Origin of the sequence: Streptococcus massiliensis DSM 18628 (assembly GCF_000380065.1) — a bacterium.
Classification (GTDB): Bacteria; Bacillota; Bacilli; order Lactobacillales; family Streptococcaceae; genus Streptococcus; species Streptococcus massiliensis.
This window is the reverse complement of record NZ_KB904377.1, coordinates 1-21,806: the sequence shown is the minus strand read 5'-3', so window position 1 is coordinate 21,806 and position 21,806 is coordinate 1. Positions and strand designations below refer to the sequence as shown.

At 36.9% G+C, this 21,806-nt stretch carries 23 protein-coding genes; 22 read left to right on the top strand and 1 reads right to left on the bottom strand.

Annotation, left to right across the window (positions count from 1 at the left end; all coding sequences use genetic code 11):
• Nucleotides 1-10 precede the first annotated feature (10 nt).
• The 22 genes from A3I3_RS11240 (at nt 11) to A3I3_RS0103780 (ending at nt 21,290) form a co-directional block, all read left to right on the top strand.
• The gene (locus A3I3_RS11240) at nt 11-133 is read left to right on the top strand and encodes a hypothetical protein (protein WP_018371426.1); all 123 of its coding nucleotides are present in this window, start codon (nt 11-13) and stop codon (nt 131-133) included.
• Between the two features lie 176 nt (nt 134-309).
• Nucleotides 310-1,878: a hypothetical protein gene (locus A3I3_RS0103880; protein WP_018371425.1), complete on the top strand. Its 1,569-nt coding sequence runs from the start codon at nt 310-312 to the stop codon at nt 1,876-1,878.
• A 113-nt stretch (nt 1,879-1,991) separates the two neighbouring features.
• Nucleotides 1,992-4,202, top strand: a complete 2,211-nt coding sequence (gene nrdD / locus A3I3_RS0103875) for an anaerobic ribonucleoside-triphosphate reductase (RefSeq protein ID WP_018371424.1) — start codon at nt 1,992-1,994, stop codon at nt 4,200-4,202.
• A 14-nt stretch (nt 4,203-4,216) separates the two neighbouring features.
• Nucleotides 4,217-4,378: a hypothetical protein gene (locus A3I3_RS10965; protein WP_018371423.1), complete on the top strand. Its 162-nt coding sequence runs from the start codon at nt 4,217-4,219 to the stop codon at nt 4,376-4,378.
• Complete coding sequence (locus A3I3_RS0103865; protein WP_018371422.1) at nt 4,356-4,859, top strand: GNAT family N-acetyltransferase; 504 nt, start codon at nt 4,356-4,358, stop codon at nt 4,857-4,859. Before A3I3_RS10965 ends, A3I3_RS0103865 begins: the two co-directional genes overlap by 23 nt.
• On the top strand, nt 4,856-5,455 hold the full coding sequence (gene nrdG, locus A3I3_RS0103860; protein ID WP_018371421.1) for an anaerobic ribonucleoside-triphosphate reductase activating protein: 600 nt from the start codon (nt 4,856-4,858) through the stop codon (nt 5,453-5,455). Before A3I3_RS0103865 ends, nrdG begins: the two co-directional genes overlap by 4 nt.
• A gap of 11 nt (nt 5,456-5,466) precedes the next feature.
• Nucleotides 5,467-5,751 carry a hypothetical protein gene (locus A3I3_RS0103855; RefSeq protein ID WP_018371420.1) on the top strand — a complete coding sequence of 95 codons (285 nt, stop codon included), beginning with the start codon at nt 5,467-5,469 and terminating at the stop codon, nt 5,749-5,751.
• A gap of 168 nt (nt 5,752-5,919) precedes the next feature.
• On the top strand, nt 5,920-7,365 hold the full coding sequence (gene cpsA, locus A3I3_RS0103850; RefSeq protein ID WP_018371419.1) for an LCP family glycopolymer transferase CpsA: 1,446 nt from the start codon (nt 5,920-5,922) through the stop codon (nt 7,363-7,365).
• A 2-nt stretch (nt 7,366-7,367) separates the two neighbouring features.
• Nucleotides 7,368-8,099, top strand: a complete 732-nt coding sequence (gene cps4B / locus A3I3_RS0103845; RefSeq protein ID WP_018371418.1) for a capsular polysaccharide biosynthesis protein Cps4B — start codon at nt 7,368-7,370, stop codon at nt 8,097-8,099.
• Between the two features lie 17 nt (nt 8,100-8,116).
• Nucleotides 8,117-8,815, top strand: coding sequence for a Wzz/FepE/Etk N-terminal domain-containing protein (locus A3I3_RS0103840; RefSeq protein WP_018371417.1), 699 nt, complete (start codon nt 8,117-8,119; stop codon nt 8,813-8,815).
• A 9-nt stretch (nt 8,816-8,824) separates the two neighbouring features.
• Entirely contained in the window at nt 8,825-9,517 is a 693-nt protein-coding gene (locus A3I3_RS0103835; RefSeq protein WP_018371416.1) for a tyrosine-protein kinase, read from the top strand.
• A 22-nt stretch (nt 9,518-9,539) separates the two neighbouring features.
• Nucleotides 9,540-11,348: a polysaccharide biosynthesis protein gene (locus A3I3_RS0103830; protein WP_019231900.1), complete on the top strand. Its 1,809-nt coding sequence runs from the start codon at nt 9,540-9,542 to the stop codon at nt 11,346-11,348.
• A 35-nt stretch (nt 11,349-11,383) separates the two neighbouring features.
• Nucleotides 11,384-12,658, top strand: coding sequence for a DegT/DnrJ/EryC1/StrS family aminotransferase (locus A3I3_RS0103825; protein WP_018371414.1), 1,275 nt, complete (start codon nt 11,384-11,386; stop codon nt 12,656-12,658).
• Nucleotides 12,659-12,673: 15 nt separating this feature from the next.
• Complete coding sequence (locus A3I3_RS0103820) at nt 12,674-13,393, top strand: sugar transferase (RefSeq protein ID WP_018371413.1); 720 nt, start codon at nt 12,674-12,676, stop codon at nt 13,391-13,393.
• A 251-nt stretch (nt 13,394-13,644) separates the two neighbouring features.
• A complete protein-coding gene (locus A3I3_RS0103815; RefSeq protein ID WP_018371412.1) occupies nt 13,645-14,394 on the top strand; it encodes a glycosyltransferase family 2 protein in 750 nt (249 codons plus the stop codon).
• 22 nt (nt 14,395-14,416) lie between these two features.
• Complete coding sequence (locus A3I3_RS0103810; protein ID WP_018371411.1) at nt 14,417-15,247, top strand: hypothetical protein; 831 nt, start codon at nt 14,417-14,419, stop codon at nt 15,245-15,247.
• 11 nt (nt 15,248-15,258) lie between these two features.
• Entirely contained in the window at nt 15,259-16,083 is an 825-nt protein-coding gene (locus A3I3_RS0103805; RefSeq protein ID WP_018371410.1) for an NAD-dependent epimerase/dehydratase family protein, read from the top strand.
• Nucleotides 16,084-16,098: 15 nt separating this feature from the next.
• Nucleotides 16,099-16,704, top strand: a complete 606-nt coding sequence (locus tag A3I3_RS0103800) for a DapH/DapD/GlmU-related protein (RefSeq protein WP_018371409.1) — start codon at nt 16,099-16,101, stop codon at nt 16,702-16,704.
• Nucleotides 16,683-17,504, top strand: coding sequence for a glycosyltransferase (locus A3I3_RS0103795; protein WP_018371408.1), 822 nt, complete (start codon nt 16,683-16,685; stop codon nt 17,502-17,504). Before A3I3_RS0103800 ends, A3I3_RS0103795 begins: the two co-directional genes overlap by 22 nt.
• Before the next feature lie 45 nt (nt 17,505-17,549).
• Nucleotides 17,550-18,755, top strand: coding sequence for an O-antigen polymerase (locus A3I3_RS0103790; RefSeq protein ID WP_142743635.1), 1,206 nt, complete (start codon nt 17,550-17,552; stop codon nt 18,753-18,755).
• Between the two features lie 3 nt (nt 18,756-18,758).
• Nucleotides 18,759-20,033 carry a lipopolysaccharide biosynthesis protein gene (locus A3I3_RS0103785; protein ID WP_018371406.1) on the top strand — a complete coding sequence of 425 codons (1,275 nt, stop codon included), beginning with the start codon at nt 18,759-18,761 and terminating at the stop codon, nt 20,031-20,033.
• A 24-nt stretch (nt 20,034-20,057) separates the two neighbouring features.
• Complete coding sequence (locus A3I3_RS0103780) at nt 20,058-21,290, top strand: nucleotide sugar dehydrogenase (protein WP_018371405.1); 1,233 nt, start codon at nt 20,058-20,060, stop codon at nt 21,288-21,290.
• 263 nt (nt 21,291-21,553) lie between these two features.
• Here A3I3_RS0103780 and A3I3_RS0103775 read toward each other — a convergent pair.
• Nucleotides 21,554-21,806: ISL3 family transposase (locus A3I3_RS0103775; RefSeq protein ID WP_018371229.1), on the bottom strand; the 253-nt coding region annotated here is incomplete at its 5' end.

Below are 21,806 nucleotides of genomic sequence, written 5' to 3'. Positions count from 1 at the left end.
GCTTTTTTGTATGAATAAAGAACTGACTCGAGAAGAGGAAAAATTTTTGCAGGCTTATCAGGAAAAGGTGCTGCACAGTTTTCGAGAAATTGAGCGTTATGCTAACCTTTTGCTAAAGAAAAAGTACTTTTAGTAAGGAAAGTAAATTTTCAAGTGTCTGCTTTAAGCTGCTGACAGATGGAAGATATTTTGATATACTAGGGAACGTAATGTTGTGGGAAATCTAATAAAAATGCTGGAAGCAGAAAAGGGTCAAAATAGTCTGTTTTATTTTGGTGATCATTTCCCACCTAGTCAGGAGTATTTTTTATGAATGAAGATCTACAGAATGAGTCTGTTCAGGCACAAAATGGTGAGCGGTACCAAGAAGAATTAGCTACAGAATCATCTGAAGAAAAAGCAACTGGTTTCTATTCTTATCAAGGAGCAGCACCGATCTTTTTAACTCTGTTATGGAGTTTATTATTAAGTGCGCTTAGTGTGGCAAATCCTTTCTTGAGTAGCTTCGCGACGAATTTACAGTCGCAAAACCTTTATGCAGGCTGGGCCATGGCTCAAGGGCAGGTTGCCTATGCAAATATCTATGGCACAAGTGGTCTGTTGTTTTACTTGGCTGCTTGGGCAGGGAATTTAGCTTTAGGATCTATACTTCTAGCTGCATTTCAGGCGTTGGCTCTTTTGTTTAGTGGCTTACAGGTTTATCAACTTACTTACCGCTTGTCAGGACAAGCAAGTTTTTCTAGTCAGTTAGTCAACTTGTTCTATTTATTCGTTTTAGTATTGGGCTTTGGTGGTCTATATGCAGGCATTTTTGTGCTCCCATTTCTGTTTTGGAGTCTCAATCACCTTGTACGTTATTTGGCTGGTGAAATCAAGGATGAGCGCTTTATTCTTTATGGCGCTGTCGCCGCTGTCGCTTTTATGGTAGAGCCTTTTTCAACGATTATTTTCTACGGTACAGCTTTTATAGTATTCTTCTTTTATAATATCGCAAAAAAACGCTGGGCGCGTGGCTTTTATCAACTTTTAGGCACGCTTTTAGGGTATTCGTTAGTCTTTTATCCTTTAGGGTATTGGACGGTCTTTAACGGTACCTTTGGTTTGGCGATTAGTCAAGTTCTCTACCCGCTAGAAAGTTTAGGTCTGCATCATTATCTTTTGCAAAATGGGCTATTTTATGGCGCACTTTTTGTAGCACTAGGATTTCTGTTTGCAATTGTGGCTAACCTTTTTTCAAGTAGTAAAGCAGGAACAGCTAGTTTACGTGCTTTAGGAATTTTAGGCGTGCTCTTAGTCTTTCTTGTAGCAGTTTTTCAGGCTGATCAAGGAAGTTATCAGTTGTTGCCAGCAGTGCCTTTTGTAATATTACTGTTTGCCCTTTGGTTTATGAAAGAGCAACAGAGAGGAAGTCATGCGCGTCATAGTCGACTTAAACGTAAACATCCTAGTTCGGTTTGGCAGCAATATTTCAAAGGGACTTATTTCCTGTCAGTATTAGCAGGACTTTATTTGCTTGGTATGCCTTTAGTGGAACCCTTGATCCTTTCTCGTCAGGTGAGTGCAGAGCGAACAGAAGTAGCTAATTATATTCAGGAGCATGCTGATGCCAAGGATACAGTCTATGCTTGGGATACAAATGCTAGCTTGTATCAGGCGAGTAATCATTTATCCGCAGCTTCTATTTTGAGTCCGACTCTTTATCAACAAACGGCTGAAAATCAGCTTGGCTTAGTCAATCAACTGCAAAATAAGCCGCCTCATTATATTTTGGTTAATAGTAAAGTTCCGCTTACAGACCAGATGAAGCGTTTGTTAGAAAGTAATTATAAGAAAAATTCTCTTGAGCTAAAGCATTTCACCCTCTATCGATACAAATAAATATAATCAATATCTTGTGCTTTTTCTAAAATTTTAGAAAAAATGGCACAAGATATTGATTTTTTCTTTTCAGAGTGATAGAATAATTCTTATATGAAAGAGAGGAAAAATGAATGATTAAGTTTGATGAAGAAGTGAGCCCTTCTGTTATAGCTAATTTGACAGTATTAAAACGTGACGGTCGCCGTGTGGCTTTTGATCGGGAGAAAATAGAGAAGGCTTTGGTTAAGGCGAGTTTAGCAGTAGCTCCTATGACCCCGCTGATGGAACAAAAACTGTCAGGGATTGTGGATCGTATTTTAGCTGAAATCTTTAGCCGTTTTCATGAGGATATCAAAATTTATGAAATCCAAAATATTGTTGAGCACGAACTTCTACAAGCCAATGAATACGCTTTGGCTGAGGAGTATATCAATTATCGCACTCAGCGTGATTTTGCGCGCTCTAAAGCGACTGACATCAATTTTACCATTCATAAACTTCTTCACAAGGATCAGTCTGTGGTCAATGAAAATGCCAATAAGGACAGTGATGTGTTCAATACCCAGCGCGATTTGACGGCGGGGATTGTCGGCAAGTCCATCGGGCTCAAGATGCTGCCTGCTCATGTTGCCAATGCCCACCAAAAAGGGGATATTCACTATCATGACCTTGATTATAGCCCTTATACGCCCATGACCAACTGCTGCTTGATTGATTTTAAGGGCATGCTGGAAAACGGCTTTAAGATTGGCAATGCCGAGGTGGAAAGTCCCAAGTCTATCCAGACAGCGACGGCACAGATTTCGCAAATCATCGCTAATGTCGCTTCCAGCCAATATGGCGGCTGTTCGGCTGACCGTATCGATGAAGTTTTGGCACCTTATGCTGAAAAGAATTATCAAAAGCATTTGAAAGATGCTGCTGAATGGGTCGTTCCTGATAAGCGGGAAGATTACGCTTGGGAGAAGACTAAGAAAGACATCTACGACGCTATGCAGTCCTTGGAGTATGAGATTAACACCCTCTTTACCTCCAATGGGCAAACGCCTTTCACTTCGCTGGGCTTTGGTCTGGGAACAAACCGTTTTGAACGCGAAATTCAAAAAGCTATTCTGCAAATTCGGATCACAGGGCTGGGGTCTGAGCATCGTACAGCTATCTTCCCAAAACTCATCTTCACACTTAAGCGCGGGCTCAATTTAGAAGCGGATAGCCCTAACTATGACATTAAGCAATTGGCACTGGAATGTGCAACCAAACGCATGTACCCTGATGTCTTATCTTACGACAAGATTATTGATTTGACTGGCTCTTTCAAGGTACCAATGGGTTGTCGCTCTTTCCTACAAGGCTGGAAAGATGAAAATGGAGTGGAGGTCAACTCGGGTCGGATGAATTTGGGCGTTGTCACGGTCAATTTACCGCGGATTGCCTTAGAATCTGACGGAGATTTAGATAAGTTTTGGACACTTTTTGATGAACGAATGAACCTTGCAGAAGATGCACTGGTTTATCGGGTTAATCGCGTAAAAGAAGCAACGCCTGCTAATGCACCAATTCTTTACCAATATGGAGCTTTTGGCAAACGTTTGGAGAAGACTGACAGTGTTGATAAACTTTTCAGACATCGTCGAGCTACAGTTTCTCTGGGCTATATCGGTCTTTACGAAGTAGCAACGGTCTTTTACGGTAGTGACTGGGAGCACAATCCTGAGGCTAAAGCTTTCACAGTAAATATTGTCAAGGATATGAAACGTCGCTGTGAAGAATGGTCGGATTATTACGATTATCATTTTTCTGTCTATTCAACGCCATCTGAAAGTCTGACAGATCGTTTCTGCCGTTTGGACATCGAGAAATTTGGCATTGTGCCGGACATCACGGACAAGGAATACTACACCAACTCTTTCCACTACGATGTCCGCAAAAATCCGACACCGTTTGAGAAGCTAGATTTTGAAAAGGTTTATCCAGAAGCTGGGGCGTCAGGTGGCTTCATTCACTACTGTGAGTATCCGGTTCTTCAGCAAAATCCTAAGGCGCTTGAAGCGGTCTGGGACTATGCTTACGACCGCGTAGGCTACCTGGGGACCAACACCCCGATTGATCACTGCTACAAGTGCGGTTTTGAGGGGGATTTCACACCGACTGAGCGTGGCTTTAGATGTCCAAATTGTGGCAATAGTGACCCTAAGACGGTTGATGTAGTCAAGCGGACTTGCGGCTATCTGGGCAATCCACAGGCGCGGCCAATGGTCAATGGACGTCATAAGGAAATTTCCGCGCGGGTCAAACACATGAATGGATCAACCATTAAATTTTCGGGAAAAAGCAAAGACTAGTTAGAGAGGACTGTATGGGCAAATACCAACTAGACGACAAAGGAAAAGCGCAGGTTCGGCGTTTTCATGAGAAAAATTCCAAGGGAGCCAGCAACAAAAAAGAGCGTCTGGCTAAGCTGCGTCAGCAATTTTTAAAAAAAGGACAGCAGACACATGCAGCTAAGACGACCGACTGAAGCAGACAAGACGGCGATTCTTGATATGGTGGCGGAGTTTCGGGCGGCAAAGAGTGCAGATGACGGCTTCTTTGGTGAAGAGAATTTCATCTATGAAGACTGGCTTGAGACCATTCAAGCGGCGGAGCTAGGTCTGGGATTGTCAGCGGGCTTTGTCCCCTATATCCAGTTTGTCGCTTTTGATGAAAATGGACGGGCGCTGGGCTTTCTCAATCTCCGTCTGCGGCTCAATGAAGCGCTTTTTGAGCGTGGCGGGCACATCGGCTATTCAATTCGTCCGACTGAGTGCCAGAAAGGCTATGCCAAAGAAGTGCTGCGGCAAGGTTTACTGGAAGCTAGAGAGAAAAATATCAAGTCGGTTCTAGTGACTTGCTCGCCTGATAATGAAGCCAGTCGCCGGACGATTTTAGCCAACGGTGGCGTCTACGAAGATAAGCGTCAAGAAGGAGAACGTTACTGGATAAACTTGGAGGGGCTATGAACAATCCAAAACCACAAGAATGGAAAAGCGAAGAACTGAGCGAGGGACGCATCATCGACTACAAGGCTTTCAACTTTGTGGACGGGGAAGGCGTGCGCAATTCTCTTTATGTCAGTGGTTGTATGTTTCATTGCGAAGGTTGCTACAATGCGGCGACCTGGTCCTTCAAGGCGGGCATTCCTTACACAAAAGAGCTAGAAGAGCAGATTATGGAGGATTTAGCGCAGCCCTATGTGCAGGGCTTGACCCTGCTGGGCGGCGAGCCTTTTCTCAATACGGGCATTCTCTTGCCCTTGATTAAGCGCATTCGCAAGGAATTGCCTCAAAAAGACATCTGGTCTTGGACGGGCTATACTTGGGAAGAAATGATGCTGGAGACGCCAGATAAGTTGGAAATGCTGGGCTTGATCGATATTCTGGTCGACGGTCGCTTTGATATTACGAAGAAAAATCTCATGCTGCAATTTCGTGGTTCGTCCAATCAGCGAATCATCGATGTACAAAAATCGCTCAAGGAAGGGCGCGTGGTCATTTGGGACAAGCTCAATGACGGCACGGAGAATTTTGAACAAGTTAAACGGGAAACATTAATCTAGGAGGAATAATAATGGACAGTATAGAAAACCCACTAGGAGCCGTACTGTTGGTGCTCCTACTAATTACTTTTGCAGGACTTAAACGTTTGATGTTGCGCTATAAGCAACACCAACGCGCTCGTCAAGAGGCAGAAGACGATTTGCTTATTGCCTATATCACATGGCTTCAGGAACAAGACCTGCGAGCTAGACAAGAACAAATGGCGCAAGCGCGTAAACATAGCACACCAAGTTTTCAGAATTTTGATTTGACTTGTTTACCACATGAGGGTAGGTTATTAATAAATAACAGATAAATAGAGCCGAAAGGGCTCTTTTTTAGTTGAAAAATGCAGGCATAGGAATTTCGGATGTATCTTCGCAACTAGTTTATATATGTACATGCGTTTTTCAAAAAAAAATGAAAAACTTATAAATTTTATGCTATAATAGAACGTGATACAGTTATTAAAAGCGAGGGACGTATGCCTAAAAGTCGAAAATCTTCTAAAAGATTTAATTTAACAATTTTTAATAGCGCTTTGTGGATACTAGTGTTTCTACTGGTTGCTATCATACTTTATAACCTTTTCACTTATCATCTATTAGCTTTTCACCATGTAAATATTATCCTAACCATTTTACTGGGATTATTTCTGTTGGGGACAGCTTTACTTATTTTTTTAAAAAAATTACAAGTGACAACCACAATCTTCTTGGTTTTAGCGCTTCTTTTAGGTGGAGGTGCGATGTATGCTGTTCAGGAAGTTGTCAATTTATCTAAAGGTTTGAGTGCAACCACAAATTATTCTGAGCTTGAAATGAGCGTTGCTGTCGCAGCAGATAGTAATATTAAAGATATCAGCCAGCTAACAAATGTTTTGGCACCGACAGCGACAGATAAGGACAATATTCAAGCGCTAACTGAACAAGTTACAAAAGCAAAAAAAGTGACTTTGACAGTTGATTCAGCGACTTCCTACCTTGAAGCTTATAATAAACTTCAGTCAGGCGAGACAAAAGCGATTGTCTTAAATAGTGTGTTTGAAAGTATTATTGAGGCAGAACATCCAGATTATGCTTCAAAGATTAAGAAAATTTACACTTACAAGGTTAGGAAAAAGGTCGAAAGCGCTAAAAGTCAGCAGTTGCGTCAAGGGCAAGCTTTTAATGTTTATGTCAGTGGGATTGACACCTACGGGCCGATTTCTTCGGTTTCTCGTTCAGATGTGAATATCGTTATGACCGTCAATCCATCTAGCAAAAAAGTCCTTTTGACGACAACACCGCGTGATGCCTATGTGCCAATCGCTGATGGCGGAAATAATCAAAATGATAAGCTGACACATGCAGGGATTTATGGAGTAGATGCCTCCATCCATACTTTGGAAAATCTCTACGGCATTAAGATGAATTACTATGTGCGACTGAACTTTACTTCTTTTCTCAAGTTGATTGACTTGGTCGGCGGGATTGATGTGATTAATGATCAGGCCTTCACAGCAGGGGGTAATGATTATCCTGTCGGAACTCTTCATCTGGATTCTAATCAAGCTCTAGCCTTCGTTCGTGAGCGTTATTCACTCCAGGGTGGAGATAATGATCGGGGACGCAATCAAGAAAAAGTCATTGCAGCACTGATTAAAAAGTTGAGTTCAGCTGATGCCTTAAAAAATTACAACCAAATTATCTCTGACCTCAAAGATTCTGTCCAAACCAACATGGATACCCAAACCATTGTGAATTTGGTCAACAACCAACTTGAGTCTGCAGGTAGCTATGTCGTTGAGTCGCAAGCTGTAACAGGTGAAGGACATATGGATTTGCCTTCTTATGCGATGCCAGGTAGTCAACTGTATGTAATGCAATTAGATGCCGCTAGTGTGGAAGCAGCTAAGAAAAAAATTCAAGAAACTTTGGAGGGACGATAAACATGATTGATATTCATTCGCATATCGTCTTTGATGTGGATGATGGACCAAAAACGATTGAAGATAGTAGAGCGCTTTTAGAAGAAGCTTATCGACAGGGAGTGAGAACCATTATCTCGACTTCCCATCGACGCAAGGGAATGTTTGAGACGCCTGAGGAAAAGATTGCGACCAATTTTGCTCGCGTACAAGAACTGGCACGAGAGGTAGCAGATGATTTGACCATTCTTTATGGAGCAGAGATTTACTATACAAGCGATATTTTAGATAAATTAGAACAGCGTATTATTCCTACTTTGGGTGGGACACACTATGCGCTCATTGAGTTTAGCATGAGTACACCTTATAGAGACATTTATAATGCTCTGGGCAATGTTCTAAGGTTAGGAGTGACACCAGTCGTTGCACATATTGAGCGTTATCATTGTTTAGAAAATGAAGAAAAGAAAGTCCGCGATTTGATACAAATGGGCTGTTATCTACAGATTAACAGTTCTAGCGTTTTAAAGCCAAGGTTATTTGGTGACAAATATAAATATATGAAAAAGCGTGCACGATTTTTTATGGAGCATGATCTCGTTCATTTTGTTGCAAGTGATATGCACAATCTAGGACCACGCCCGCCATATATGAAAGAAGCATATGAGTTGATTCAAAAAGAATATGGTCAATCATATGCTAATGCCTTATTTAGGGATAACCAAGAAATCCTTATTCGAGATGAAATGATTTAAATATATTAGGAGATGAAATGAATAAGCAAGATAATCAGACAGTGGAAGTAGATATTTTAGGACTTCTACGCGTTTTGTGGAGAAAGAAATTTCTTATCGTTCTTGTAGCGATAGTAACAGCAATTTTGGCTCTGGGCTACAGCCTTTTTATAGCCAAACCAAGTTATCAAAGTACAACACGGCTCTACGTAGTAAGTCGCCAACAGGCTGAAACAGGTGGTTTGACAAATCAAGATCTGCAAGCAGGGGCGTATTTGGTAAAAGACTACAAGGAAATTATTCTATCACAAGATGTTTTGGCTAAAGCAATCGAAACTCTTGACCTTAAGGAAACGCCGGCAGAGCTTGCCAAAAAAATCAGTGTAGTCGTTCCAACAGACACTCGTATTGTTTCTATCACCGTTAAGGATAATGATCCAGCTGAGGCTGCACGTATTGCCAATGGTGTACGTGAGGCGGCTGCCCAAAAGATTATAGATGTGACAAAAGTGTCGGACGTAACCACTTTGGAAGAAGGAAAAGCGCCGAGCCAACCCTCTTCACCAAATGTTCATCGTAATGTTTTGTTGGGGTTGCTTGCAGGCGGTGTAGTAACGTCAATCATCGTTTTGTCACTTGAGATTTTAGATGACCGCGTTAAACGTCCAGAAGATATTGAAGAAGTCTTGGGCCTTCCTTTACTAGGAGTTGTCCCAAATATGACTAAGTTGAAATAGGAGAAGGGTATGCCTAGATTAGAAATTGCAAATAGTAAACGTAAAGAACTTGAAAAGGTTGAAGAGTATTACAATGCCCTCTGTACCAATATCCAGCTTTCTGGAGAACATATCAAAGTCATAGCTGTTTCTTCTGTCAACCCAAATGAAGGAAAATCAACAACTTCATTTCATTTGGGGGCAGCCTTTGCGCGTGCAGGTTACAATACCTTACTTTTAGACGCAGATATTCGAAATTCTGTTATTTCTGGAACATTTCATGCCAAAGAGCGCCTAACAGGACTAACAGATTACTTGTCTGGCAACGCGGATTTATCACAAGGTCTGTGTGAAACAGATTTAGAGCATTTGTTTGTCATCGAGTCAGGCCCTAAATCACCAAATCCAACTGCCCTTCTTCAAGGGCCGACATTTGCAAAGATGTTAGACACGTTGAAACGATATTATGACTACATCGTGGTAGATACTGCCCCTATTGGGCTGGTTATTGATGCAGCCATTATTGCCCAAAATTGTGATGCAAGTATCCTTGTCACAGAAACTGGTTCGGTTAAACGCAAAGCTTTGAAAAAAGCTCAAGAACAATTTGAGCAGACAGGAACACCTTTTTTAGGGGTTGTCCTCAACAAGTATGACCGTCAGCTAGATGCCTATGGATCTTATGGCTCTTACGGCGATTATGGCAATTATGGGAAGAAATAGATAATTAGGGAAAAGGAAAATCATGGAGCTAACAAGAACCTACAAACGTTTTATACTGATGATAATAGATGTTTGTATGATTTATATTAGCGGAGGCGTGTCTTACTATTTTTTGTCGGAGTACATTGATATTTCTGACAACCGTTTAATAATCACTTTAGCAATAGTTTCACTTCTGTACATTAGCCTAGGTGCAATGACAAAAGTATTTTCGATTATTAATCGCTATACAGATTATCAAACTTTGGCTAAAATAGCGGTCATTTTGTTGGGAAGTCATGCCATTTTACTATTAGGAGAAGCATTTTCACTCATTCATACAGGATATCGCTTTATTCTACTGAATTGCGTATTCACAATTCTTTTCACAGTTTTAGTACGGCTTTTTTGGAGAATTATTTACGGTATCGCCAACAGCAGACTTACTAGTCATAAACACGAAGCAAAAGTTTACAGGACGCTTGTTGTAGGTGCAGGGGATGGTGGAAATTTATTTTTACAAACTGTACTAAAAGATTCAAGCGACTTGAAAGTCGTAGCACTCGTTGATGCAGATAGGCGGAAGCTAGGTTCCTTCCTACATGGAGTAAAGGTAGTTGGCTTAGATACTCAAATTCCTGAGGTTGTTGCAGATTATGAAATTGAGCAAATTGTCATTGCCATTCCGTCGCTTCATCCAAGAGAGTTAGAAAATATCCTTAATTTATGTCGTAAGACGGGAGTTAAGGTAAGTACAATGCCCAAGTATGAAGATGTAATACAAGGGCACCTTAGTGTAAGTAAGTTAAGAGAAATTGAAATTGCAGATTTGTTGGGACGTAAAGAAGTTGTTCTAAATCGTGATAGTTTGGTTAATAATATCCAAGGTAAGACGATTATGGTAACAGGGGCTGGTGGCTCCATTGGTTCCGAAATTTGTCGTCAGTTAGCCAAGTTTAACCCAGAGAGGATTGTCTTATTAGGACACGGGGAAAATTCTATCTACCTCATCCATAAAGAACTAACGAATCTTTATAAAGGAAAAATTGAGTTGGTGCCCGTTATTGCTGATATACAAGATCGTGAACGAATTTTTTCAGTTATGAAAGAGTATCGTCCTAGCCGTGTCTACCATGCGGCAGCACATAAACACGTACCTTTAATGGAGTATAATCCCACTGAAGCCGTAAAGAATAATATTTATGGGACAAGAAATGTAGCCGAGGCGGCTAAAGAGGCAGGTGTTGAAAAGTTTGTTATGATCTCTACCGACAAGGCAGTCAATCCACCTAACGTCATGGGAGCGACTAAGCGTGTCGCTGAGATGATTGTAACAAGTCTCAATGAAGAAGGAAAGACCTTGTTTTCTGCCGTTCGCTTTGGAAATGTTCTGGGAAGCCGTGGTAGTGTAGTACCACTCTTTAAAGAGCAGATCGCAAAGGGTGGTCCAGTTACAGTAACGGACTTTCGGATGACCCGTTATTTTATGACTATTCCAGAAGCTAGCCGTTTAGTCATTCAAGCAGGTGCACTTATGAAAGGAGGAGAGATCTTCGTCCTTGATATGGGTGAGCCTGTGAAAATTCTTGACCTTGCTAAGAAAATGATTTCACTTAGTGGTTATACGGAAGAAGAAATCGAAATTGTCGAAAGTGGTATTCGTCCTGGTGAAAAGCTTTACGAGGTCCTTCTCTCATCTGCTGAAAAAACGGATGAGCAGGTCTATGAAAAGATTTTCGTTGGTAAGGTCAATCACTTATCCGAGCAAGAAATTCGCGATTTTGTAACAAGCCTATCACCACTTAGTGGGCAAGGACTCAAAGAAAAACTAGTCGCATTTGCGCAGCAATAATTAATTCAGATTGTTAAAAATATGAGGAGTATAAAGTGACCCAAAAATTCGAAAGGGAAGAAAATTTTCACCCTTTTACAAATAAAATATGGTTATCATCTCCAACTATGCATGGGGATGAACTAGAGTTTATAAAAGATGCTTATGAGACCAATTGGATGTCAACGGTTGGTAAAAATATTACTGAAGTTGAGAAAGTAAGTTGCCAAAAATCGGGCTGCCAATATGCAGTTGCCCTTTCTACAGGTACAGCAGCTTTACATATGGCAATTAAACTTGCAGGTGTTAAGGCAGGAGACAGGGTGTTTTGTTCAAGTTTGACTTTTAGTGCAACTGTTAATCCCGTTGTATACGAGGGTGGAGTGCCGGTATTTATTGATAGTGAATATGATACTTGGAATATGGATCCAGTTGCATTGGAACAAGCTTTTCAAATATATCCTGATACAAAAGTGGTTATTTTGGTTCATTTGTATGGTACACCAGCTAAGCTTGATGAAATTAGAAAAATTTGCCAGAAGTATGGTGCAATTTTAATTGAGGATGCAGCAGAATCATTAGGGGCAACCTACAAAGGTCAGCAAACAGGCTCTTTTGGTTCTTTTAATGCAATTTCTTTTAATGGGAATAAGATTATTACTGGATCATCAGGAGGCGTACTATTAACTAATGATATAGAGGCCGCAAATCAGGTAAGAAAATGGTCAACACAAGCGCGAGAGAATGCTCCGTGGTATCAACATGAAGAAATCGGTTATAATTACCGTATGAGTAATGTGATTGCTGGAGTTGTACGTGGACAATATTCGTATTTAGATAAACATATTGCACAAAAGAAAGCAATTTACTTCCGTTACAAAGAAGGGCTTAAAGATTTACCTATTCAAATGAGTCCTTATAGTAAAGAAAGTGAACCAAATTTTTGGTTGAGTTGTATGCTTTTGAATCCAGATGCCATGTGTAAACAAGTTCGTGGTGAAAAAGAAAGTCTTTATATTTCTGAACATGGGAAGACTTGTCCAACAGAAATTTTAGAATATTTAGCAAGTTACAATGTAGAAGGACGCCCAATTTGGAAGCCAATGCATATGCAACCAATTTTTAGAAATCATGATTTCGCCACACGTGAAGGAAATGGTAGAGCGAAAACTAATGCATATGTTCAAGGGGGAGATAAAGGGAAGGATGGTTACCCTCTTGATATAAGTATGGATATTTTCCGTAGGGGATTGTGTTTACCGAGCGATAATAAAATGACAGAAGAAGAACAAGAAGTCATTATTGATATGATAAAGTATTGTTTTAATTAATTAACGGGGAATATAGTGAAAAATAAAAAGGTAAAACAAGGGTTATATGCAAGGTATTTAAAGAGAGCACTTGATTTAATTTGTTCGTTATCAGCTATTATTCTGTTTTCTTGGCTTTATTTGATAATTGCTTTATTAGTAAGATTAAAATTAGGATCACCAGTTCTTTTTAAACAACCACGTCCGGGTAAAGATGAAAAAATTTTTAATATGTATAAATTTCGTACAATGACAGATGAACGCGATACAGAAGGAAAGTTACTTCCAGACGAAAAACGCTTAACTTCATTTGGCAAATGGTTACGAAGTACTAGCCTTGATGAGTTGCCTGAACTATTTAATATTTTAAAAGGCGACATGAGTTTGGTGGGTCCCAGGCCACTTCTTGTTAGAGACATGGTATTTATGACTGAATTCCAAAGGAAACGCCATTCAGTTAGACAAGGTCTAACTGGCTTAGCTCAGGTGAATGGACGTAACGATATTAAATGGGAAGATAAGTTAAATCTTGATCTTAAATATATTGAAAGGATAACTTTTTGTGGTGATGTAAAAATTTTATTTCAAACGATTAAAAAGGCATTCATAACACGAGAAGGGATTACAGAAGGAAATTTAGCAACCGCTCAAGATTTTGGCGATTATTTACTGGGTGGTAACTTTATTGGGAAAGAGTTTTATTTTAAAAAGCAAGAGGAAGCTAAAAAAATATTAGAAAAATCATATTTACAATGACAGATATCTAGTGTATTTTTGATACGGTTTTGTATTTTAATACAAATAGAAGAGTTAAGATGATGTAAAAATTTTCTTTTGTTTTTATAGTATTATTAAAAATCACTGAATTTTGTTTCTTTAGCTATATGTAAGACTATACAAATATTTTTATATAAGTGATTGGGGGATTCTTCCCAGTTGTTGTTGAATAGCAATGCTTACTATTAGCTACAATTAACTGTTTTTAGGTATAATAAGGAGGATGTCTTATGACAGACCTAGTTTCTATTATAACTCCTACATTTAATTGTGGGGAATATATAGGAGAAACAATTGAATCTGTATGTAATCAAACATATAAAAAATGGGAAATGATTATTGTAGATGACTGCTCAACGGATAATACAAGTAAAGTTGTTGAGAAATATTTAAAAGATGATTCTAGAATTAAATATTACAGATTAACAAGAAATTCTGGGGCAGCAATAGCACGAACAAAAGCTATAGATCTATCTACAGGTAATTTTATTGCTTTTTTAGATTCAGATGATTTGTGGTCTCCAGATAAATTGGAGAAACAATTAACTTTTATGAAGGAGAATAACATCCCTTTTTCTTGTACATCCTATGAACAGATTTCTGATTCAGGAAGATTACTTGATAGAACAGTTACTACCATTCCTAGAATAGATTATAATCGAATTTTATTAGATTGTCCGGTTGGAAATTCGACAGTTATGTATAATGTAGAGATATTAGGAAAATTTGAAGTACCTAATATACCTAAGGGAAACGATGACGCTCTCTGGTTAAAGATGCTTAAAAAAACAGAGTACATTTATGGATTGGATGAAGTCCTAATGCAGTATCGAGTTCGTTCAGGGTCATTGTCAAGAAATAAGTTTAAAGTAATTAAGTATCATTGGATTTTATATAGGAAAATTGAAAAATTAAGTATTGCCAGAAGCTTATTTCATATAGGTTATTGGGGTATTATAAAGGTATTTAGGCTAAAATAGTAGTTTGTTTATTGGAGTGCGCATGAAAAGAGAAGACTTAGATATAGTATTTATTGGTTTTGATGGTTACAAGGATTTGTGGGATGATTGTATGAATTTATATAATCATTTTTGGGAAGACAGGCCATATAAAACCTATTTCGTTAATAATGTAGAAGAGGTTGCATATGAGGATGTCACAGTTTTGCATGCAGGAAGTGATGCAGAATGGAGCAAAAAAGTCCAGATAGCACTAGCCAATACAACGGCACAGTACATATGTTTGTTATTGGAAGATTTTTTTGTTGGAAAGAAAATAGATAATAAGTTAATAGCTACTACTTTAGAATTAATTAGAGATAATGATCTCCGTTATTTTAAATTGACAAATATGTCTCGTGCAGTTAAAAATAGTGACCCGCTATACAAGAATTATGATTATCTACATGTTATCCCAGAATCAGATGATTATGGGGTTAGTCTACAGGCTGCAATATGGGAAAGAAGCTTTTTAGAGGAATTGGTAGGGAAAGAAAATTATAATGCGTGGATCTTTGAATTTAATCAAGTAAAAAAAGCGCAAGGGAAGTCAGACAAACCACTTGAAGGTTGTGTATTTGACGAACGAAATATATTAAATTTAAAGCATGGAGTTGTCCAAGGAAAATATATTCCAAGTACTGTAGCGTATTTTCAAGAACTTGGGATGCCATTACATATTAAGAGAGAAGTTCTGAGTGAATATCAGTATTTGAAAATTATGATGAGATCGAAGGTGAAATTTATGTTACCTAAGCGGATGAGGAAACCTGTGAAAAAAATAGCCGAGAAATTAGGAATGAAGTTTGTGTCAACAATAAGGGATAAAGAATAGTGGGTGATTAAATGAAAATATTAGTTACAGGAGCAAATGGTTACCTTGGCCAGGGGGTTGTGAAACAATTATTAGATTTTGGACATAGCGTGGTTGCTGCAGATTTTTCTACTGAGAATGTAGACGAACGTGCTATTTCTGTAAAATGTGATATATTTGATTTATTAGATCCGTATGACTCACTTGAGAAACCAGATATACTTCTTCATATGGCTTGGAGAAATGGATTTGTACATAATGATGCCAGCCATTTATTAGATCTACCAAAACATTATCGTTTTATTGAGAGAATGGTATTAGGTGGAGTGAAACAGATTGCAGTTTTAGGAACAATGCATGAAGTTGGTTTTTATGAAGGAAGTATAGGCGAAGATACTGCTACATGGCCATTAAGTATGTATGGTATTGCCAAAGACGCCTTGAGAAATGCAGTAAAACTAATTTGTAATGAGCATCAGGTGGTTTATCAGTGGATTCGGGCGTATTATATTGTAGGGAATTCAAGTTTTGGTTCGTCTATCTTCTCGAAGATAACTGCTGCAGAAATGAAAGGTGATAAAACCTTTCCTTTCACTCTAGGACAGAATCAATGGGATTTCATTGATTATTCTGATTTTTGTAAACAAATTAATGCTATTGTCTCACAAGATGAGGTTACTGGAATCATAAATGCATGTTCTGGAAGACCAGAAAAATTAGCAGATAGAGTAGAAAGATTTATAAAAGAAAATCATTATAGTATTAAATTAGAGTATGGAGTTTTTCCTGATAGAAAATATGATTCAAAAGCCGTTTGGGGAAATAATGATAAAATTTTAAAGATTCTTGAGGCTTAATTTAAGGAGAAAAGTATGTATTTGGCATATATTAAAAAGAAAATACGAGTATTTTTTTCTTTTATGAATAATCCTATTCTATTTTTGGTGTTTTTGAAACAAGGCGTTAAAAAAATTATTATTGGGAAGCGAACACAAATAAATTCCTTCAAATATTTTAATATATCCAACAATTTGAGTATAGGAAATGATTGCAGGTTTACCTTTATAGAGGAATTTGGAGGTTGTCACTATAACCCATTATTAATTATAAAAGAAAATGTTTCGATGTGTAATCGATGTTCTATCCTATGTGCAGATACTGTCCAAATTGGCAAAGATACTTTGATTGCCAGCGATGTATTAATTACTTCAGAAAATCATGGTGTTGATTTATCATTAAAGGCTAGCTACAGAGACCAACCCTTAATAGTTAAAGGTGTTCAGATTGGAGATAATTGTTGGATAGGTGAGAAAGTAACTATTCTTCCGGGGGTTTCTTTGGGAGATAATACGATTGTAGGAGCCCATTCAGTGGTTACTAAATCTTTTCCAAAAAATTCTATGATTGCTGGAATTCCGGCTGTAATGATTAAAAGATATGATGAGAGAAGGGAAGAATGGATAAAAATCAAAAGGTAATAAAAAATATTTTTGTAGTTTTAACCTATAGGAATTACGAAGATTTACAAGATTTTATTGATTCAGTTAATGATAGAGTTAAAAATTATAAAATTATTGTTGTTAACAGTTTTTTTGATGATGATAGTATGGAAATTATTAAAAATATTGCCCTTTCCAATAATTGTGAATTTTTAAATATCCCAAATAAAGGGTATAGTTTTGGAAATAATGTGGGTGTTCGTTATGCGCTAGAAAATTTTAGATTTGAGCATCTGGTTATTTCAAATGCTGATATTATTGTTCAAAATTTTGATACAAGTCAATTAGAGCAGGGAAATATTTATTGCGGTGAGTTAATCACATTAAGGGGGAATAACCAGAATCCTATGATAATTTACGATAATAAAATTTCAGATTGGCTTATCTATAAAGGGTATAAAAAAAATAAAAAGTTTTTTCTGACTTTGGGTATTGGTATTAATAAAATTGTTCGAGAGACTTTTAGATTTTTTACAAGTTCAAAAAAACAAATTCAAATATTTCAACCTCATGGGGCTTTTATAGTATTTACTAGGGAATCAATTAAGCAATTAAGAGATGTTTTTGATGAGAAAGTATTTCTTTTTGGTGAAGAAGGAATTCTTGCTAAGCGTGCCCGTTCCAAGGGAATTAGAATTTTTTATACAAAATATTTTTCATGTCTTCATAAAGAGGACGGTTCAGTTGGTCTATTTAAAGGAAATATTTCTCAGGAGTACAAGAAAGCAATTATTTACTATTATGAAAATTATTGTCAGAATAAAGTGGAGGGGAAATAAGAGTTGGGGTTTACACTGTTTCTAATATTAGTATGTATTTTACTAATGTTAATTTTTAGAATACGATTCATGGAACCAGCAGGGCTATTTGCAGTGCTTTGGATAGGATTTGTTCTAGGAAGTGTTTTATTTTTACATAATCGATTTTACTTTCCATATTCGGGAGTGATATGGCTCCTTTTAGTTGTATGTTTATTTCTACTTGTAGCTGTTGCTTTTCCTAAGCATAAAAAAGAAAATATTGAACCAATATCTCTTCCTACTATACCGTGGTTCCTTTTATTATTAATTATCCTTTTAGGTTTTTTTAGTGTCTTTTATAATATGAAGAACAAAGGAGTGGGAGTTGATATTTTTACAAATTTTAGTGCTTTACAAAGTGTGAGTCATAATGCAGCAGTTTCACGCTACTCAGGTGGAGAGGCAGAAAATTCTATTATTTCTCAAATTTTGAATACGTTTATTTACTTGCCGGCTCTTTGTTCAGGATACAGTGTCGTTTATGCTAGTCGAAAGAAAGAACAACTGATTTGTTATTTGAGTTTTTTTCCAGCCCTGTTTTCTATGTTATTGACATCAGCTAAACTTGCTGTGGTTTCTTTTATATTATTATTTTTTATAGGTTGGTATATATCCTATATTGTTCGTTATAAGTCGCTTCCAATAATTGGATTGAAGAAGATCATATCCTCTGCTTTTATTACTGCATTTTTGTATGCTTTGTTTTATTTCAGTTTTATTCTCAGAATTGGTAAGACAAGTGAAAATTTATTTCAAGTTATTACAAACAAGTTATCAATTTATGCTTTTGGTCACATACAGGGCTTTGATATTTGGTTTCAGCAATTTGGTTGGAACTGGTCAGATTATGGATTTGGTAGTCAGACATTTTTAGCTATTTCTTCAAGATTAGGATGGTCTGAGAAAAAACAAGGTGTTTATGATTTGATTTCTGGTTCAAGTACGAATGTTTATACTCAGTTTAGACCTTTAATTGAGGATTACGGTGCAATCTTTTCTTTAGTAATTTTTATAATATTAGGTATCTTTACTTATTACTTATTTAATTTGTTACTAAGAACTTCTTCAGTTAATTTATTTGCACAAGTATTTTTGGCTGCTTTATATTATTACTATTACTATTTTATAACATCTCCATGGATCTATTCCACCTATTTTCTTGTTTTTATATTATTTTATGTATATTTGTATATTTCATATCAAGTCAGATTTATTTATAAAAGGCGGTAGTGTATGAAAAAAGATTACCGAAAGAAAATTTCTGAGGGTTTTTATAAAGATTTATTTATCACATTTTTGGGCCAGATTGTAGTAATGGTGTTATCTTTTGTTTTAAATAAAATTATCAGTAACCAATATTCTGTCAGTGACTTCGGAATTTATAATTTGCTAAAAAGACAGATTTCTGTTATAACTTTTGTCATGTTGATGGCTATGGGAATTACAATACCTAAGTATATTTCAGAAGCCTTAGCAAAAAAATCAAATTTATTATTAAAAAAGTATTTAGTTTCTTCTTTAGGAATTATACTAGTAGTTTCAGTACTAATATCCCTAGTATCTATTATATGGAGGAATGAATTATCTTATTTAATTTTTGCTGATACATCATTTAGAAACTACATGATCCCAAGTCTTTTGTATTCATTTGGAAGTGCTCTGATTGCATATTCTTTTTCATACTATAGGGGAATAAATAATTTTGTAAGATATGCAATTATAAATATTATTATGCAAATATTTTTAATTGTACCTACTATTTTATTTCGACTTGATTTGTTTAATATTCATTTTACTTGGGGAATTATTCTTGTGGTATACGGGTTAAGTGAGGTGATTGTTATTTTTTACAAAAATAAGCTTCATTTTGGTCTATTATCTAAATCATGTTTAGAGATTAAGGAATTGTGGACCTATTCTTGGCCTCGTGTACCTGGGGAATTTGTCCTTTTTGCCTTCAATTTAGTTCCCTTAATGGTCATTGGAGGTAAATTTGGTGCAGAACAAGTAGGGTATTTTTCGGCAGCTATTTCTATAAATTCGCTCATTACTCCTTTTTTTGGATTAGTGGGAACAATATTGCTTCCTTTAGTCAGTCGAAGTAAGTTCGATAATACAGAGAAAGAAGTAAATCAGAAAATTAAAATTTTAGGATATATTTATGTTGGAATAAGTATATTAGCTATTTTATTTGTAACTATATTTGGAAAATATATTTTAATTATACTATTGAATCATAACTATATAAAGAGTATGACGATTGTGAAACTCACAATTTTTTCAATATTACCCAATTCTATATATTTACTTTTAAGAAATCCTATTGACGCAAAATCAAAGTTTCCATATAACACTATTATTTTGATATTTACTTTTGTTATTTATACCATTGCTTTATTATTAGCACCCAGCATTGAAATGAGTGGAGTAGCAATGACAATTGCGTATATATTTTTAGGGGGTGCCTCTATATTCATATGGATAAAAATGAATAAAACAATAGAATAATTTTTTAAGGGAAAGGAAAAGAATATGAAAATAGCAGTAGCAGGTACAGGTTACGTTGGGTTGTCAATTGCAGTTTTGTTATCGCAGCATCATCAGGTTACAGCAGTAGATATTATTCCTGAAAAGGTGGAATTGATTAATAATAAAATTTCTCCTATTCAAGATGACTGTATCGAAAAATATCTTGCAGAAGAAAAGTTAGATTTGGTAGCAACTTTAGATGCTCAATTAGCCTACAAAGATGCAGATTTTGTTGTAATTGCTGCTCCGACAAATTATGATCCGCAAAAAAATTTTTTTGATACTTCTGCAGTGGAATCTGTCATTGAGCAAGTATTAGAATATAATTCACAGGCCATTATGGTCATTAAAAGCACAGTCCCTGTAGGCTATACTCAATCCGTTCGTGAAAAGTACCAAGCTAAGAACATTTTGTTCAGCCCAGAGTTTCTGCGTGAATCTAAGGCTCTTTATGATAACCTTTATCCTAGTCGAATTATACTTGGAACAGACATGACGGATGATTATTTGGTAAATGCGGCTGAAGTTTTTGCGAAACTTTTACAAGAAGGCGCATTGAAAAACGAAATAGATACTCTCTATATGGGGTTTACGGAAGCAGAAGCAGTAAAATTATTTGCTAATACATATCTTGCTTTACGCGTTTCGTATTTTAATGAGCTGGATACCTACTCAGAGATGAAACATTTAGATACTCAAGCCATTATTAATGGAGTTTGTTTAGATCCGCGTATAGGCACTCATTATAATAATCCTTCTTTTGGCTACGGTGGTTATTGTCTCCCGAAAGATACAAAACAGCTACTGGCTAATTATTCTGATGTCCCTCAGGATATGATGACAGCGATTGTGCAAAGTAATCGAACGAGAAAAGATTATATTGCTGATCGTATTTTGGAGCTTGCAGGTGCTTATAAAGGAAATGATTCGTATGAGCCAACCAAGGAACACGAAGTCGTAGTGGGAGTTTACCGACTGACTATGAAGAGCGATTCTGATAATTTTAGGCAATCTTCTATTCAAGGAGTTATGAAGCGACTAAAATCTAAAGGTGTGACAATTATTATTTATGAACCAACGCTTGAGGACGGGGTAACCTTTTTCGGAAGTCATGTAATTAATGATCTTGACAAGTTTAAAAATCTGAGTCAGGTAATTGTTGCGAATCGCTTTGATGCTACTCTAGATGATGTAAAGGAAAAAGTCTATACCAGAGATTTATTTAGAAGAGATTAAAATAAGTGATATATATTTTCTATGAAATTATGTTATGTAGAAAAAGCCAACCAGTTGGTACCAGCAGAGCAGTGATTTAAGTTCGATTACGAAACGTAAAAGAAGCGTCAACAACTACTATTCCGTAATTAGTGGGATAGTAGTTATGTTGGCTCTTTGTCAACTGTAGTGGGTTAACGCAAAGTCATACCCTGGAGAGAACCGAATTGGTTCTCTCCTTTTTGATATTTGGCTCTTTGTCAACTGTAGTGGGTTGATGTCAGCTAAGATCTGGAGAGAACCGAATTGGTTCTCTCCTTTTTGATATTTAAAGCGATGAGAATTCTAGTTTTAAAGTTGTCAAAGTTCCGAAAGCCGAAAGCGTTGCGCTTGATAACCTTGATAAGGTTGTTAGTGGCCTCTAGCTTAGCATTTGAGTAGGGAAGTTCCAAAGCATTGATAATCTTGTCCCTCTCTTTCAAAAAAGTCTTAAAAACAGTCTGAAAGATAGGGTTTACAGAAGAAATTGTATCTTCG

Coding starts and splice junctions, on each gene's coding strand:
- A3I3_RS10965 (WP_018371423.1), top strand. CDS start 4,217: ATGGGCAAATACCAACTAGACGACAAAGGAAAAGCGCAGGTTCGGCGT.
- A3I3_RS0103880 (WP_018371425.1), top strand. CDS start 310: ATGAATGAAGATCTACAGAATGAGTCTGTTCAGGCACAAAATGGTGAG.
- A3I3_RS0103865 (WP_018371422.1), top strand. CDS start 4,356: ATGCAGCTAAGACGACCGACTGAAGCAGACAAGACGGCGATTCTTGAT.
- A3I3_RS0103790 (WP_142743635.1), top strand. CDS start 17,550: ATGTTAATTTTTAGAATACGATTCATGGAACCAGCAGGGCTATTTGCA.
- A3I3_RS0103835 (WP_018371416.1), top strand. CDS start 8,825: ATGCCTAGATTAGAAATTGCAAATAGTAAACGTAAAGAACTTGAAAAG.
- A3I3_RS0103805 (WP_018371410.1), top strand. CDS start 15,259: ATGAAAATATTAGTTACAGGAGCAAATGGTTACCTTGGCCAGGGGGTT.
- A3I3_RS0103780 (WP_018371405.1), top strand. CDS start 20,058: ATGAAAATAGCAGTAGCAGGTACAGGTTACGTTGGGTTGTCAATTGCA.
- A3I3_RS0103795 (WP_018371408.1), top strand. CDS start 16,683: ATGGATAAAAATCAAAAGGTAATAAAAAATATTTTTGTAGTTTTAACC.
- nrdD (WP_018371424.1), top strand. CDS start 1,992: ATGATTAAGTTTGATGAAGAAGTGAGCCCTTCTGTTATAGCTAATTTG.
- A3I3_RS0103855 (WP_018371420.1), top strand. CDS start 5,467: ATGGACAGTATAGAAAACCCACTAGGAGCCGTACTGTTGGTGCTCCTA.
- A3I3_RS0103810 (WP_018371411.1), top strand. CDS start 14,417: ATGAAAAGAGAAGACTTAGATATAGTATTTATTGGTTTTGATGGTTAC.
- A3I3_RS11240 (WP_018371426.1), top strand. CDS start 11: ATGAATAAAGAACTGACTCGAGAAGAGGAAAAATTTTTGCAGGCTTAT.
- A3I3_RS0103785 (WP_018371406.1), top strand. CDS start 18,759: ATGAAAAAAGATTACCGAAAGAAAATTTCTGAGGGTTTTTATAAAGAT.
- cps4B (WP_018371418.1), top strand. CDS start 7,368: ATGATTGATATTCATTCGCATATCGTCTTTGATGTGGATGATGGACCA.
- nrdG (WP_018371421.1), top strand. CDS start 4,856: ATGAACAATCCAAAACCACAAGAATGGAAAAGCGAAGAACTGAGCGAG.
- A3I3_RS0103815 (WP_018371412.1), top strand. CDS start 13,645: ATGACAGACCTAGTTTCTATTATAACTCCTACATTTAATTGTGGGGAA.
- A3I3_RS0103800 (WP_018371409.1), top strand. CDS start 16,099: ATGTATTTGGCATATATTAAAAAGAAAATACGAGTATTTTTTTCTTTT.
- A3I3_RS0103840 (WP_018371417.1), top strand. CDS start 8,117: ATGAATAAGCAAGATAATCAGACAGTGGAAGTAGATATTTTAGGACTT.
- A3I3_RS0103830 (WP_019231900.1), top strand. CDS start 9,540: ATGGAGCTAACAAGAACCTACAAACGTTTTATACTGATGATAATAGAT.
- cpsA (WP_018371419.1), top strand. CDS start 5,920: ATGCCTAAAAGTCGAAAATCTTCTAAAAGATTTAATTTAACAATTTTT.